Raw genomic sequence first — 13,975 nt, forward strand, 5'->3', positions numbered from 1 at the left:
GCCGGAGCGGTCAAGGGGACGCGAACGCACGGGGTGAAACCTGTCGCTGTGCCCCCCTGCCCCACCAGCTTCACCGAGACAGACATCCGAACAGTTCGGAGCCAGGGGAACCAGGCTCCGCGAGACGCCGAGAGGAGGCGAAGACAGTGGGAACCATGATCACCAAAATGACTGGCCAGACCGTCGACGCTGCCTCCGTGCGTGCCGCCGCCAGCCTGCGGATCACCGCCGAGCTGTGCGGAACCGGTCTGGGTTTCGACACCACCGGTGTCTCGGTTGCTCCCGCGTTCGCCGCCTCCGTTGTCAGTGGTCTTGGACACACTGGCTTCGGCAGCAATGGCGACGAGGGCGGCAACTTTGGTGCCACCCGTGTCGAGATTGGTCTGTCCGGCGACTGGGCGTCGGTCGACGAGTCCCGCTCCCCGCGTGACGAGCGACCGACCCAGGCACCGAAGACGGCCGTAGCCGCTGCCATGCATGGCGGTTATGCGCAGGTCATCGGTGCCGGAAACGCCCAGAAGCAGAACCAGCAGCAGATCGACCTGGCCATGGTCGTCCTCGCGGACGCCACGGCCGTCCGGATGCGGGCCTTCCGCGGGCCTGAACCCTGGAGAGAACGAACCTGAGCAACCTCAGGTCGGCGCCTCCAGGGCCGCGGAACCCCGTCACACCGGGATCCGCGGCCCTTCTGTTTTGTCCGGTACGCAAGACCACCCAGGCCCTTCGGGGCCTCCGGCCCAGCCCCACCAGTCGGCTGAGCCGGACCCACTGAAAAGACGAGGAAGACGCAAACAGTGTCCACGGTCATCACACCGCCCACCCCGTCCGTACCGCCGACAAGCCAGATCAAGGCCGACCAGGCCGACCCCCCGGAGGTTCTCCCCATGCAGTTCACCTCGATCGACCAGGCCGAGCAGCTCGGTCTCCCCATCCCGTGCCGCGCCTTCGACCCCGAGGTCTTCTTCGCCGAGACGCCCGCCGACGTCGAGTACGCGAAGTCCCTCTGCGGCACCTGCCCGGTCAAGGACCTCTGTCTCACCGGTGCGGTCGAGCGCCGCGAGCCGTGGGGCGTCTGGGGCGGCGAGCTCTTCGTCCAGGGTGTGGTCGTGGCCCGCAAGCGGCCGCGCGGCCGCCCGCGCAAGACCGAGGTCACGGCGTGAACCCCGCGTCCGGGGCCGAGGCCGTCCGCCGGGCAGAGCAGCCCCAGCCGGACAACTCCCTCCGCCGCTCCGTACGCCTCGCGGCCGCCAAGGCCGACGCCGCCCGCATCCGCCCCTTTCCGACGACACACCCCGAGCAGGACCACCACATGACCGCCGCCGCCATCGATCCGACCGTCCGCGCTGAGCAGACCACCGAACTTCAGATCCAGAACAGGACCCTCGAAATGCAACTCCTCCACGAATCCCTGGCCCGGGCCCATATGCAAGAGCGCCTCCAGGAGGCCGAGCACCAACGGCTCGTCGGCCGGGTCGCCCGGGCGCACCGGCTCAAGCAGAAGGCCGAGCGCGCCTCGCTGCGGGCCCGCAAGGCCATCGCCGTCGCCCTGATGTGACATCGCCCCGAGGTCGGACCGCCGAGAGGTGGGGACGACCCGAGGCGATGTCGCCATGCCCGGGCAGTGCCGCCGGGTGACCGGGACGCCGGCACCCGCCCGGCCCCGCCGGACCCCCGTCGCGCCGCAGGCCGCCCCCCGACACCGGGGGGCGGCCTGCGGCCGTTGCTGCGGTCGCCCGCCGTGGCGGCGGGGCGGTGGGGCGGCGGAGGGTGGGGGTGTCAGTCCCCGGTCGACGGGCCCCGGCGCCGCGGGGGCGCCGACCGCTTCGCCGCCGCGGCCTTCTGGGTCGTGGCCTTCGGAGCCGCGGCCTTCTGCGTACCGCTCTTCCGGGTGCTGCCCTTCTCCGTGCTGCCCTTCTCCGTGGTGGCCTTCTCCGTCGTGTCCTTCGGAGCCGCCGCCCTCGCCGTCGGACGACTGCCCGCCGATCCCGGCCCCGCGAACTCCGGCAGCCACTCCAGCATCTCGACCCGGAACGGCGCCTTCGCACCCAACTGGCACAGCACCCCGATGGTGCTCAGCGTCACCCGGTGGATCAGCAGGTACGACGGCGGCAGGTTCAACTGCTTGCCCAGGTTGTACGCGGGGGAGCGCGGATCCGCGATCCGCGCCGCCTGGGCCCGCATCCACGCCCGCGTGAAGTGGAACGACTCCACCGCCGCGGGCTCGATGATCGGCACCAGGTAGTCCAGCACCGCGTCCGGGTCCAGCTCGATCGAGGGCTTCACGAAGCCCTCCTCGCGCAGCATCGCCAGCACACCCGTCGCGTCCCCGGCCAGCGCCATCCGCAGGGAGGCCCCGATCGGCGCCGGCAACCCGCCCGGCAGCCGGTCCACCGTCCCGAAGTCCAGCACCCCCAGCCGCCAGCCCTCGACCGGGCCGTCGTCCTTCAGCAGCCGGAAGTTGCCCGGATGCGGATCCGCGTGCAGCAGCCCGGTCCGCGAGGGACCGGCGAACAGGAACCGCGCCAGCAGCTTCCCCGCCCGGTCCCGCTCCTCCTGCGATCCCGAGGAGATCACCTCGGACAGGGGCGTGCCGTCCATCCACTCCGACACCAGGACCTGGTCCGCCTGGGCGACCACCCCGGGCACCGCGATCTCCGGATCGTCCGCGAACTCCTCGGCATGACGGCGCTGGGCCTGGGCCTCCAGCTCGTAGTCGAGCTCCTCGGCGACCCGCTCCCGCAGCTCCGTGATCAAGGGCTTGATGTCCAGGCCCGGGATCAGCGGCCCCAGCAGCCAGGCCACCCGGCTCAGCTGCGACAGGTCCGCCAGCAGCGCGTCACCCGCTCCGGGGTACTGGACCTTGACCGCGACGGTCCGGCCGTCGTGCCACACCGCCCGGTGGACCTGGCCGATCGACGCGGCCGCCGAGGGCCGGTCCTCGAACTCCAGGAACAGGCTCCGCCAGTCCGCGCCCAGCCGCTCCGCCAGCGCCGCGTGCACCTTCGCGGCCGGCATCGGCGGCGCGGCGTCCTGCAGCTTGGTCAGCGCGGCCCGGTACGGTCCGGCCACCTCCTCGGGCAGCGCGGCCTCGAAGACGGACAGCACCTGCCCGAACTTCATCGCCCCGCCCTTGAGCTCGCCCAGGACCTTGAACAGCTGGTCGGCGGTCGCCTGTTGCAGCTCGGCGGTCACCACCTCGGCCGACCGGCCGCCGATCCGCTTCCCCAGCCCCAGGGTGGCCCGGCCGGCTATCCCCAGCGGCAGGGCGGCGAGTCTTGCCGTGCGGGTCATTGCCTTGCGCGGAAGATCGCTCACCCGGGCCTCCAAGTCGACATGCCCCAGGCCCCCGCGGCGGGGGCCGACCGTCATACGCCATTGTGCCCGCTCGACGGTGCGGCCCCGGCCGGAACCGGCCGCCCCGCCGGGGTGGTGCCGATCCCCGTCGGGCCCGGACGCCCGGGCTCGGACCCCCGGGCCCGACGGGCGGGTCGGCTCAGGCGCCGACGGCCTGGGCGAAGGAGAACAGCCGGTGCGGGTCGTACCGGCGCTTCACCGCGACCAGCCGGGGATAGTTCTCCCCGTAGTAGGCGCGCCGCCAGTCCGGCAGCCCGGGATCGACGAAGTTCTGGTACGTCTCGCCGGAGGAGTGCGGGTCGAGCACCGCGAACCCGGCGTCCGCCCAGCTCCGGGCCGCCGCGATCGCCGTCGCGTCCACCGGTCCGGAGGCGATCACCGCGCCGAGGCTCGCGTTGAACAGCGCGTTCCGGTGGACGTAGGCGGTGGCCGTGCGCGCCGGATCGTTGGCGGCGCCGCCGAGCGCGCTCAACTGCACCATCCGCTGCTGCCCGGCCAGCCGGTCCCGGTCCAGCAGGCCCACCGCGGCCTCCCAGACCGCGCGCGGCGGCGGGGCGTCGAACAGCCGGCCCCGGTCCACGGCGGCGGTCGGCCGGGGCAGTACGGCGGCCGGGCCGGTACCCGCCCGGTGGCACTGGTCCTGGGTGTAGGCGCCGCAGCCGTAGAAGCCCATCATGACGGACAGGTACGGGGCGGTGTACCCGCTCCGGGAGGCCGGCACCGCGCCCACCAGGTCGACCAACCGGCCGATCTGGGCGTTGAGTTCGGCCTCGGTGCCGACCGAGCCGACCAGTACCGAGACGAACGGGGTGGCGCCGGGCGCGGCGTCCCGCAGGCCGACCACCGCCCCGCCGCCCAGGGTCCGCGGGGCGTCGGGGAGCCAGTGCGCCCAGGCGTCCAGCACCTCCACCGCGCGGTCGAAGGGCCAGGTGAGGCTGGCCATGGACAGGGTCGTCACCGGTACCGGGGTCACCGTGTAGGAGGTGACGACGCCGAAGTTGCCGCCACCACCGCCGCGCAGCGCCCAGTACAGGTCGTCGTGCTCCTCGGGCGAGGCGGTGACGGTCCGGCCGTTCGCCAGCACCACCCGGGCCGAGGTCACCTTGTCGCTGGAGATGCCGACATGACGGGTCAGCAGGCCGATGCCGCCGCCCTGGAGGAAGCCGCCCAGGGACACGGTGGGGCAGAAGCCGCCGGAGACGGCGAGGCCGTGCGGGGCGACGGCGTTGGTCACGTCGACGAGCTGGGTGCCGCCGCCGAAGGTGGCGGACCCGGGTGTCACCGCGGCGCTGTTCAGCCGGGAGACGTCGACCACCAGGCCGGTGCCGGTGGACCAGCCGCCGCCGCTGTGGCCGCCGGCGCGGACGGCGATCGGCAGGTCCTGGTCCTGGGCGTAGCGGAGGCAGAGCGAGACGTCGGCCTCGTCGACGCAGTAGGCGACGGCGGCCGGTTCGACCGCGTCGAACCGGGCCTGGCCGATCTGCTTGGCGACGTCGTAGGTCGGGTCGCCGGGCAGCACCAGGGTGCCGTGCAGACGGTCGGACAGCCGGGACCAGCGTCGTCGTCGGGCCTCGGTCGCGGTGGCGACGGCGGGCAGGGCCGGGACGGCGGCCAGCGGGACGGCCAGGGCCCCGGCGCCGATGAGCGATCTGCGGGTGATCATGTCGATACCTCTCGGTGAGGTCGTGCACGAGCGTGGCGATCGTTGCGCGGGCCGCCCTCGGCATCGGCCGGGCGGCCGACGCCACAGTAGTAGCTCCAGGGCCCTGCGGTGCCCCCTTTTCCCGTGCGACTGACGAACGATCAAGACGGCTCCCCTTCATGGAGGTTGGCGCTCCGGCCTCAGTGCGGTGCGGCCGGTTGCCAGAGGCACCCGCACTCCGGGTGGCCCTTGAGGCGCAGGCGCCGGGAGGTGCCGTCGACGGCCGAGAGTTCGCACCAGCCGTCCAGGCTGGGCGGGCGGCCGCCGTCCAGGAACACCTGGACGTGCAGTGCGGCCAGCCCGGCGACCGCGGTGGCGAGCGCGGTGTCGCAGGCCGGTGTCGGGGCCTGCCCCGGCCCCCCGTCGGCGAGTTGGGCGAGGATCCTCGGCCAGGCGGCGTCCTGGTCCTCCCGGGCCAGGACCAGGCAGTGGCCGCAGGCGGACACCCCCGGCGCGACCAGGGGCCCGACCACCCCGAACTCCTCGACCACACCGACGTACAGGTGCGGGACGCCGGCCCGCAGCAGCTCCCGGGCCAGGGGGGTGCCGCCGGCGAAGGCCGCGCTGCCGTCACGGGGCGCGAGCACCACGAGGTCCGGCGGCCCCGGCCGCGGGCGTCGGTCGCGCCGGGCCGGGCTCCGGGCCGCGGCCCGGTCGACGGCCTCGCGGGCGGCGGTGGCACGGATCCGGCCGACGTCGGTCGGCGGGAGCCCGGCGGGGGAGCAGTCGCCCGGCGCGACCCGGCCGGAGTCGACCACGGTGACCGTGCCGAGGCCGCCCGCCGCGAGGACGGCGGCCACGGCCGCCCCGATCCGGCCGGCGCCGCGCACCTCGACGGCGTGTTCGGGCCGCCGGGACAGGACGGCGGGCGCGGCACCGGGGCCCGGGTGGATCAGCGACAGCGAGGCGAGGTCCGGGCCGAGCAGCTCGCGCTGCGGCTGCGGGAAGAGCGCGAGCGCGCCGGTCGCGGCCTCGGCGTCGTCGAGCACCCCGGCCTCCTCCAGGAGGTCGAGGAGGGAGTCGGCCGGCTCGCGCCCGAAGCCGATCCGCTCGCTCTCGGCCAGCAGGGCGGGCCGGTCGCGAGTCCCGTCGACGAGGTCGAGGAACTCGCGCAGCACCTTGCCGGAGGCGTGGGCGAGCACCCCCGCGTGCTGGGGGACGGTGCCGAACTGCAGGGTGTCCGAGTCCCGCCAGCTGCGGGAGAGGGCGGGCTTGAGGGCGAGGCGCACGGTGGTCTTCCTCCCGATCGTTTCCGGACGGCCGACGGCAGCATGCCCGGTCGGGGTGCCGCGGTGCGCCGGGTTGTCCACAGGTACGGAGCGATGACCGGATGATCCGTTCGCATGCCCTGTGGATAACTTGTCGTGCGGTCCGATGTCGGATTCCGGACACCTTCCGTCGGCCTTTCGTTCCCGATCGCTCCACGAAAGATTTCGGCCACGGCAGCGGACTTCTGTCAGGGGTAACGGGTAACGTCGTGTGCCATGGCAGCCGAACGGGACTCCCATCCCCCGGCGTCGCCTCGGCGTGCCCGTGCAGCGTCCGGGTCGCAAGTGGCGGCGCCGAGTACGCGTGGGCGTCCGGAGCAGCAGTGTCCGGAGCAGCAGCCGGCGCCCGCGCGGGAGCCCTTCGACCGCTCCCGGGTGGAGGTGCGGCGCAGTGCCCGCCGCAGCCGCACGGTGTCCGCGTACCGCGAGGGCGATCGCACGATCGTGCTGATCCCGGCCCGGATGTCGCACGCGGAGGAGCAGCGCTGGGTCGCGCAGATGCTGGAGAAGCTGGCGGCGCAGGAGAGCCGCCGGGTGCTCGGCGACGACGCGCTGGTGGCCCGGGCGCGGGAGCTCTCGGTGGCGTATCTGGCCGGTCGGGCCCAGCCCGCCCAGGTCCGCTGGGTGACCAACCAGAACTCGCGCTGGGGTTCGTGCACCCCCAGTGAGCGGACGATCCGGCTCTCGCACCGCCTGCAGGGGATGCCCGAGTACGTGGTCGACTACGTGCTGCTGCACGAGCTGGCGCATCTGCTGGTGCCGGACCACGGCCCGGACTTCTGGGCCCTGCTGGAGGCCTATCCGCGCACGGAGCGGGCGCGGGGCTATCTGGAGGGTGTGGTGTCGGCGGCCCGGCTGCCGCACATCCCGGGGGCCCGGCACGCGGATCCGGCGGAGCCCGATCCCGCGGAGTCCTGCGGCTGAGTCCCGCGGCCGAGGCGGCCGAGTACCGTCGCCGGTCCCGCCGGGGCGACGCAGTAGGACGACGGAGCACGACGACAGAGCACGACGACACAGCAGGACGGGAGGGGCGCGGGCCACTGTGGCCCGCGCCCCTCCCGTCGTGCTCGCGCCCCTGAACGCCTCAGCCGGTGAGCTCGCGTGCGCGGGCGACGAGGTCGCGCACCGACTGGTCGGTGAGCTCCGGCAGGCGGTCGTAGTCGAACCAGCGCAGGTCGAGCGACTCCTCGCTGATCAGCGCCTGGGCGCCGGGCGGCGCCACCGCGATGTACTGGACGTCGAGGTGGGTGTTCTCCGGCCGGTCCTTGCCGGTGCAGCGGACCTGGTGGCGGTCGAGCTTGACCGGGACGGGCGCGCCGTCGCGGGTGAGCAGCACGAGGTCGGGGATGCCGGACTCCTCGGTGGCCTCGCGCAGGGCGGCCGCGGCGAGGTCGCGGTCGCCGGGTTCGCAGTGGCCGCCCATCTGCAGCCAGCGGCCGACCTTGGGGTGCAGGGTGAGCAGCACGCGCCCGGCGGCGGGGTCGACGACGGCGGCGCTGGCGGTGATGTGGGCGGGCAGGCAGGAGCGGTACATGCCCCCGGGCTGCTCGCCGAGGTGGCGCAGGTAGTCGAGGCGGAGCCGGTCCTGCTCGGGATCGGCGGGCCGCCAGTCGGTCAGGGCGCGGACCGCGTCGGCGTGCAGGGAGCCGTCCCCGGGTGCGTCGTCCTGCCGGACCTCGGCGAGGTCCGTTCCGGTGGCCGTCATGCGGTGGGCTCGCCCTTCCCCTGGTCGCCGTCGCCGCCGTCGGCCTCGTCGTTCTTCGTCAGGTCGGGCTTGGCACCACCGGCGGCCCCGCCCGCGGCGGCCTCGCCGAGCAGCTTGTCGATGGCGTCGAAGTCGATGCCGCCCTCCAGGTCGTCGGCGCTGCCGCGGTGCACGAAGGCGTCCGGGTCGTCGAGGTCGGCCGCGGTGGGGAGCATGTCGGGGTGCTGCCAGAGGTCGTCCCGGCCCTCGGTGCCGCGGGCGTCGGCCAGCAGCGCCCAGAGGCGGGCGGCGTCGCGCAGCCGGCGGGGGCGCAGTTCGAGGCCGACCAGGGTGGCGAAGGTCTGCTCGGCGGGCCCGCCGGCGGCGCGGCGGCGGCGGACGGTCTCGCGCAGGGCGCCGGCCTGCGGCAGGTGGGGCTCGGCGGCGGCGTGCACGACGGCGTCGACCCAGCCCTCGACGAGCGCGAGGGCGGTCTCCAGGCGGGCCAGGGCGGCCTTCTGGGCGGGGGTGTCCTCCGGCTGGAGCAGACCGCCGGCGAGGGCCTCCTGGAGGGCCTCGGGGTTGCTCGGGTCGAGCTGGCCGACGAGCTCCTCCATCCGGGAGGTGTCGACCTTGATGCCCCGGGCGTACGCCTCGACGGCGCCGAGGAGGTGGGCGCGCAGCCACGGCACGTGGGCGAACAGGCGCTGGTGGGCGGCTTCGCGCAGGGCGAGGTAGAGGCGGACCTCCTCGGCCGGCACGTTCAGGCCCTCGCCGAACTCGGCGACGTTCTGCGGCAGCAGCGCGGCCTTGCCGGTGGGGGCGAGCGGCAGGCCGATGTCGGTGGAGCCGACCACCTCGCCGGCGAGGGCGCCGAGCGCCTGGCCGATCTGGGTGCCGAACATGGCGCCGCCCATGGACCGCATCATGCCCATCAGCGGGCCGGCCATGGCCTGCATCTCCTCGGGGAGGACGCCGCCCATGGCGTTGCCGACGCGTTCGGCGAGCGGGTCGACGAGGTCCTTCCAGACCGGGAGGGTGGCCTCGATCCACTCGGCGCGGCTCCAGGCGACGGCGGAGGCGGCGCCGGAGGGGAAGGTGGTGACGCCGTCGAGCCACAGGTCGGCGAGGCGGACGGCCTCGACGACGGCGGAGCGTTCGGCGTCGCCGACGGAGCGGTCCTTGCTCTTGCCCTCGGCGGGTTCGGCGACCACGGTCTGCCGGGCGATGTCCTTGGCGAGGTCCCAGTTCACCGGGCCGCCCTCGAAGGAGAGCATCTGGCCGAGCTGCTGGAAGGCGGCGCCGAGGTCGTTGGGGTTGAGGCCGCCGAACATCGCGGCGAAGGGGTTGTCGCCCGCGCCGGGGGTGCCGGGGCCGCCCGCTCCGGGGCCGCCGGGCATGCCGGGCAGGCCCATGCCGAACAGGGCGCCCAGCGGGTTGTTCCCGCTGAAACCGAAGGACTGCGGACCGGCGGGCTCGTCGCCCTGGTCCTTCTTCTTCCGGTCGTCGTCGGGCTTGGCCTTGCCGTCCTCGGGCTCCTCGGGCGGAACGCCGAATCCGAAGGGAAGGTCGCTCACGGGGTCCTCGATCCGGTCGGCCGTCATACGGGTGGTGGCGGTGATTCCTGCTGCCCGGGGCGGTCGGCGGAGCTGGGGGACTCCCCGCCGGCGGGCGGTTCCCGGACGGCTGGCCCGTGCCGGGTGCACCGCCGGGCCTCGGCCTCGGGCAGGATGGACGTACGTGACACACGTACGTACGCACATAAGCTAACCGTGGAGGATGGCCGGTGAGTTCCCCGCCTTCGGACGTTCGCTCTGGGCTGACCGGAGGAGAGGACGCCCCGGACACCACGGCGTCGCCGCCTCCAGCCTATGCCGGAAGACCCCTGACCGTGGCGGTCACCGGTGCCGCCGGGGTGCTCGGCGAAAGGGTCGCGGCCCGCCTGGTGGCCTCTCCGGGGGTCCGCAAGGTCCTGGCCGTCGACGACCGGCGCGGTGAGGTGCCCGGGGTGCAGTGGCGGGTCCTGGACGTCCGGGACCCGGCCGTGGCCGAGCGGCTGGCCGGGGTGGACGTGGTGGTCCACCTCGCGATGGACCTGGGCATGGAGTCCGACCCGAGGGCGCGCAGCGCCTACAACGTGCGGGGCGCGCAGACGGTGCTGACGGCGGCCGCGGCGGCCGGGGTGCACCGGGTGGTGCTGTGCACGTCGGCGATGGTCTACGGCGCGCTGGCGGACAACGAGGTGCCGCTGGCGGAGGACTCCGAGCTGCGGGCGACCGAGGAGGCCTCGCTGGTCGGGGACCTGCTGGAGATCGAGCGGCTGGCCCGGCGCGCGCCGAGGGCGCACCCGGGGCTGCAGGTGACGGTGCTGCGGCCGGCCGTGGTGGTGGGCCCCGGCGTGGACACGGTGCTGACCAGGCACTTCGAGGCGCCGAGGCTGCTGGTGGTGGCCGGGTCCCGGCCGTGCTGGCAGTTCTGCCACGTGGACGACCTGGCGGCGGCGCTGGAGTACGCGGCGCTCGGCCTGGTCGAGGGCGAGGTGACGGTCGGCTGCGACGGCTGGCTGGAGCAGGAGGACGTGGAGCGGCTGTCGGGGATCCGGCGGATGGAGCTGCCGGCCTCGCTGGCGCTGGGCACGGCGGCGCGGCTGCACCGGCTGGGGCTGACCCCGGCGCCGGCCGGGGACCTGGCGTACACGATGTACCCGTGGGTGGTGTCGGGGAGTCGGCTGCACGAGGCGGGCTGGCGTCCGACGCACACCAACGAGGAGGTGCTGGCGGAGCTGCTGGCGCAGGTGTCGGGCAAGCACGCGGTGGCCGGCCGGCGGCTGGGCGGCAAGGAGGCCGCGACGAGTCTGGGCGCGGCGGGCGCGACGGTGGCGCTGGTGGGTACGGCGGCCCTGGTGCGACGGGCGCGCAAGCGGCGCCGGTTCTGAGCGGATCGGTCCCGGGCCCCGGCGGCCCGGGGCCGGGACGCCGGCCGCGTCCCGGCCCCGGCGTCCGTGAGCACGCCGTTCTCACGATGCGAAATTTCGCAATCGTGATGCGGAAGGTACTTGCCCCCGCCCGCCGGGCATGGGCAATCATGGGGGCATGTCCGAGAACCACGACCCGATCCGCCTGCTCGCCATCCGCGACACCCCGCTCTCCCTCGACGAGGTGTACGAAGCGGTGGGGGACGACGCGGCCGGCGGGACGACCGTCTTCGTCGGGACGGTCCGCGACCACGACGGCGGCAAGCACGTCTCCGCGCTGGAGTACAGCTGCCACCCGACGGCGGAGAGCGAGCTGCGCCGGGTGGCCGAGAAGGTCGTCGCCGACTTCCCGGTCCGCGCGCTGGCCGCGGTGCACCGGGTGGGCCGACTGGGGATCACCGACAAGGCCGTGATCGTCGCCGTCTCCTGCGCGCACCGGGGCGAGGCGTTCGCCGCCGCCCGGCGGCTGATCGACGACCTCAAGCACGAGGTGCCGATCTGGAAGCACCAGGTCTTCGCCGACGGCGAGGAGGAGTGGGTGGGCGCCGGGAGCTGCTGAGCAGCCGTCCGCGCAGCCATCTCGCACAGCCACTCGTACGGTCGTCCGGGCACCCGCCCGGACACCCTTCGTGCCCCCGCGACACGCAGGCGCGCCGGTCGCTCACTCGAACGGGTGTGGGCCGCTGCGCCGGATACTCCCTGGCAGTGAGCCGATCGGCCGTGCCGTAACCCGGACGGCGCCCGCGGCGTTGTCCGTCGGGATGGTTAATCTGCTCATAGACACGACGAGCTGGGAGTACTGAGATGGCTGTGCTCGCCTGGTTGATCATTCCCTGCGTCGCCGCGGTGCTGGCCGCCGTGTGGGCGGGCTGGGCCCAGCGGGCCCCCAGAGCGACGGGGGACCCGGCCTCGCTGGCCGAGCACCAGCGGTTCATGGCCGCGATGCAACGCACCACCGCCGGCGGCGGCCCCGAGGAGCGCTCCGGCCGCTGACGCCGTCCCGCGGTCCCGACGACCCGCCGGGCGCACGGTCACCCGCGTCCCGTACTGTCGAGGCATGCCACGCCGCTCTGCGACGATGCTCGCCGCCACCCTGCTGCTCATAGCGCTGCTCTGTGCCTCGGTGCTGATGAAGGTGCCGTACACCGAGATGAGCCCGGGCCCGACGTACAACACGCTCGGGGTGCAGGACAAGACGGGCACGCCGGTGATCACCATCACCGGCCACGAGTCGTACCCGGCGAGCGGCCACCTCAACATGACCACCGTCCAGGTCACCGGCGCCAAGTACGAGCCGAGCCTGGTCAACGCGGTGGTCGGCTGGCTGCGCGACGACGTGCTGGTGGTGCCGCACGACAACGTGTACCCGAAGGGCCAGTCCGACGCCGACGCCAAGCGGCAGAACGCCGAGGAGTTCGCGCTCTCCGAGGACCACGCCCGCACCGCCGCGCTGAGCCAGCTCGGCATCCCGATGGGCAGCGAGCTGATCGTCCAGGCCGTCACCGCCGGCGCCCCGGCGGAGGGCCGGCTGCACGCCGGGGACCAGATCGTCGCGGTCGACGGCACCCCGGTGGCCGACGCGGACGCGGTCGCCAAGGCGGTCACCAGGCACCAGCCCGGCGAGCCGGCGGTCTTCACCGTGGTGCCCCGGGTCAAGGAGGGCTCGGCCGAGCCCGGGACCCGTACCGACATCAGCGTGCCGACCGTGAAGTCCCCGGACACCGGCGCCGCGATGGTCGGCATCCGCCCGGGCCTCCGGCACACCTACCCGTTCCGGATCGACATCGGGCTCCAGGACGTCGGCGGGCCCAGCGCGGGCCTGATGTTCTCGCTCGGCATCATCGACAAGCTGACCCCGGACGACCTGACCGCCGGACGGTTCGTGGCCGGTACGGGCACCATCGACGACGCGGGCCAGGTCGGGCCGATCGGCGGCATCTCGATGAAGCTGATCGCCGCCCGGGAGGCCGGCGCCGAGTTCTTCCTGACCCCCGCGTCGAACTGCGCCGAGGCCGCCAAGAACACCCCGTCCGGGCTGCGCCTGGTCAAGGTGGAGACGCTGGACGGCGCGCTGAAGGCGCTGGAGCAGGTCCGGTCCGGGCAGAACTCCGCACTGCCGTCCTGCGCCTCCTAGAACCTGCGTCTCCTGGAAACCTGCGTCTCCTGGAAACCTGCGTCTCCTGGAACCTGCGCCCCCTGGTCCCGCGCCTGCCGGACCCGGACCCGGCGCCGCCCGGACCCCGGGGCTCCCGGAGGAGCCCCGGCCGGGGAGTCCGTCAGGATCAGGAGAAGGTCGCCAGCAGTGCCTCGGTGAGGCCCGGCACCAGGTCGGGGCCGGTGAGCACCTCGCGCGCGACGTCCTTGGAGCGCAGCCGCAGCGCGACCTCGCGCTTGCCGCCGCGCAGCACCGCGGCGGTGATCCGCACCTCCTCGCGCTTGGGGTGGTTGGCCACCCACTCGGCGAGCTGGGCGTCGTTCGCGTTGCGCGGGCGGGACTGCTCGGCGCCCGGCGGCAGCATCAGGCGCTCGACGACCAGCGCGCAGCCGACCACCGCGGCGGGCCAGGCGATGGTGCCGAGGAACTTGTCCAGCTCCATGCCGGCGGGAAGCTCGTCCTGCTCGACCGGGGTGAGGCCCGGCTGGTCGCTGTCGGCGAGGCCGAGCTGCTCGGCGATACGGGGGTCGGCCTTGCGCAGCGCGGCGCTGTCGACCAGGGCGAAGAGGCGGGCCGGGAGGTCCCAGCCGAGGGTGGCGGCGTACTCGTCGATCTCCAGCGCGGCCCGGGTCAGCGGGCTGCCGGCCGGGAGGGTGGAGACGTCGTCGGGGAGGTTGGATCCATCGGACATGCCTCAATCCTCACACGGCGGACGGTGCGCGCGGCGCGGCGCGGCGCCGGGCCGGGGTGCCGGGGCCGGGGAGGGGGCCCCTGGGAGGGCCGGTGCCGGGCGGGCTTGTCGTAACCGTCTGCTAACGGTGGGAACTCGACCAAAGAC

14 protein-coding genes are annotated in these 13,975 nt (G+C 74.2%); 8 read left to right on the top strand and 6 right to left on the bottom strand.

Translation table 11 applies throughout. The features are described from left to right. Positions 1-155: 155 nt before the first annotated feature. The 3 genes from ACW14Y_RS25310 (at position 156) to ACW14Y_RS25320 (ending at position 1,555) form a co-directional block, all read left to right on the top strand. The gene (locus ACW14Y_RS25310; RefSeq protein WP_380303183.1) at positions 156-626 is read left to right on the top strand and encodes a hypothetical protein; all 471 of its coding nucleotides are present in this window, start codon (positions 156-158) and stop codon (positions 624-626) included. Between the two features lie 180 nt (positions 627-806). Further along, positions 807-1,160: a WhiB family transcriptional regulator gene (locus ACW14Y_RS25315; RefSeq protein WP_380437651.1), complete on the top strand. Its 354-nt coding sequence runs from the start codon at positions 807-809 to the stop codon at positions 1,158-1,160. Beyond that, positions 1,157-1,555 carry a hypothetical protein gene (locus tag ACW14Y_RS25320; protein ID WP_323184997.1) on the top strand — a complete coding sequence of 133 codons (399 nt, stop codon included), beginning with the start codon at positions 1,157-1,159 and terminating at the stop codon, positions 1,553-1,555. The genes ACW14Y_RS25315 and ACW14Y_RS25320 overlap by 4 nt, the downstream gene beginning before the upstream one ends. Before the next feature lie 221 nt (positions 1,556-1,776). Here the strand turns inward: ACW14Y_RS25320 and ACW14Y_RS25325 are convergent, their stop codons facing one another. The 3 genes from ACW14Y_RS25325 to ACW14Y_RS25335 all read right to left on the bottom strand — a co-directional run bounded on the left by ACW14Y_RS25325 (position 1,777) and on the right by ACW14Y_RS25335 (position 6,285). Then, entirely contained in the window at positions 1,777-3,315 is a 1,539-nt protein-coding gene (locus ACW14Y_RS25325; protein WP_380443282.1) for an ABC1 kinase family protein, read from the bottom strand. 178 nt (positions 3,316-3,493) lie between these two features. Beyond that, the gene (locus ACW14Y_RS25330) at positions 3,494-5,017 is read right to left on the bottom strand and encodes an FAD-binding oxidoreductase (protein WP_456983604.1); all 1,524 of its coding nucleotides are present in this window, start codon (positions 5,015-5,017) and stop codon (positions 3,494-3,496) included. Positions 5,018-5,196: 179 nt separating this feature from the next. After that, positions 5,197-6,285 (bottom strand): ThiF family adenylyltransferase, encoded by a 1,089-nt coding sequence (locus ACW14Y_RS25335; protein ID WP_380384377.1) that lies wholly within the window; start codon positions 6,283-6,285, stop codon positions 5,197-5,199. A 255-nt stretch (positions 6,286-6,540) separates the two neighbouring features. Between ACW14Y_RS25335 and ACW14Y_RS25340 the strand changes: the two genes are divergently transcribed. Then, a complete protein-coding gene (locus ACW14Y_RS25340) occupies positions 6,541-7,248 on the top strand; it encodes a M48 metallopeptidase family protein (RefSeq protein WP_380303173.1) in 708 nt (235 codons plus the stop codon). A 160-nt stretch (positions 7,249-7,408) separates the two neighbouring features. Here the strand turns inward: ACW14Y_RS25340 and ACW14Y_RS25345 are convergent, their stop codons facing one another. Further along, positions 7,409-8,029, bottom strand: a complete 621-nt coding sequence (locus tag ACW14Y_RS25345; protein WP_456983605.1) for an NUDIX hydrolase — start codon at positions 8,027-8,029, stop codon at positions 7,409-7,411. Then, positions 8,026-9,585, bottom strand: a complete 1,560-nt coding sequence (locus tag ACW14Y_RS25350; RefSeq protein WP_456983606.1) for a zinc-dependent metalloprotease — start codon at positions 9,583-9,585, stop codon at positions 8,026-8,028. The genes ACW14Y_RS25345 and ACW14Y_RS25350 overlap by 4 nt, the downstream gene beginning before the upstream one ends. Before the next feature lie 209 nt (positions 9,586-9,794). Between ACW14Y_RS25350 and ACW14Y_RS25355 the strand changes: the two genes are divergently transcribed. The 4 genes from ACW14Y_RS25355 to ACW14Y_RS25370 all read left to right on the top strand — a co-directional run bounded on the left by ACW14Y_RS25355 (position 9,795) and on the right by ACW14Y_RS25370 (position 13,116). Next, complete coding sequence (locus tag ACW14Y_RS25355; RefSeq protein ID WP_380303167.1) at positions 9,795-10,943, top strand: NAD-dependent epimerase/dehydratase family protein; 1,149 nt, start codon at positions 9,795-9,797, stop codon at positions 10,941-10,943. Between the two features lie 157 nt (positions 10,944-11,100). Then, positions 11,101-11,541: a molybdenum cofactor biosynthesis protein MoaE gene (locus ACW14Y_RS25360; protein ID WP_380384372.1), complete on the top strand. Its 441-nt coding sequence runs from the start codon at positions 11,101-11,103 to the stop codon at positions 11,539-11,541. Positions 11,542-11,786: 245 nt separating this feature from the next. After that, entirely contained in the window at positions 11,787-11,975 is a 189-nt protein-coding gene (locus ACW14Y_RS25365) for a hypothetical protein (RefSeq protein WP_266271379.1), read from the top strand. A gap of 64 nt (positions 11,976-12,039) precedes the next feature. Beyond that, entirely contained in the window at positions 12,040-13,116 is a 1,077-nt protein-coding gene (locus tag ACW14Y_RS25370) for a YlbL family protein (protein ID WP_380303163.1), read from the top strand. A 148-nt stretch (positions 13,117-13,264) separates the two neighbouring features. Here ACW14Y_RS25370 and ACW14Y_RS25375 read toward each other — a convergent pair whose 3' ends face one another. Further along, positions 13,265-13,828, bottom strand: coding sequence for a PPA1309 family protein (locus tag ACW14Y_RS25375; protein ID WP_030392906.1), 564 nt, complete (start codon positions 13,826-13,828; stop codon positions 13,265-13,267). Between the last annotated feature and the right edge of the window lie 147 nt (positions 13,829-13,975).

Source organism: Kitasatospora sp. cg17-2 (genome assembly GCF_054031055.1).

Excerpts from the sequence above, each read along its gene's own strand:
- ACW14Y_RS25310 (WP_380303183.1), top strand. The coding sequence starts at position 156 with ATGATCACCAAAATGACTGGCCAGACCGTCGACGCTGCCTCCGTGCGT.
- ACW14Y_RS25330 (WP_456983604.1), bottom strand. The coding sequence starts at position 5,017 with ATGATCACCCGCAGATCGCTCATCGGCGCCGGGGCCCTGGCCGTCCCG.
- ACW14Y_RS25340 (WP_380303173.1), top strand. The coding sequence starts at position 6,541 with ATGGCAGCCGAACGGGACTCCCATCCCCCGGCGTCGCCTCGGCGTGCC.
- ACW14Y_RS25345 (WP_456983605.1), bottom strand. The coding sequence starts at position 8,029 with ATGACGGCCACCGGAACGGACCTCGCCGAGGTCCGGCAGGACGACGCA.
- ACW14Y_RS25360 (WP_380384372.1), top strand. The coding sequence starts at position 11,101 with ATGTCCGAGAACCACGACCCGATCCGCCTGCTCGCCATCCGCGACACC.
- ACW14Y_RS25365 (WP_266271379.1), top strand. The coding sequence starts at position 11,787 with ATGGCTGTGCTCGCCTGGTTGATCATTCCCTGCGTCGCCGCGGTGCTG.
- ACW14Y_RS25370 (WP_380303163.1), top strand. The coding sequence starts at position 12,040 with ATGCCACGCCGCTCTGCGACGATGCTCGCCGCCACCCTGCTGCTCATA.
- ACW14Y_RS25375 (WP_030392906.1), bottom strand. The coding sequence starts at position 13,828 with ATGTCCGATGGATCCAACCTCCCCGACGACGTCTCCACCCTCCCGGCC.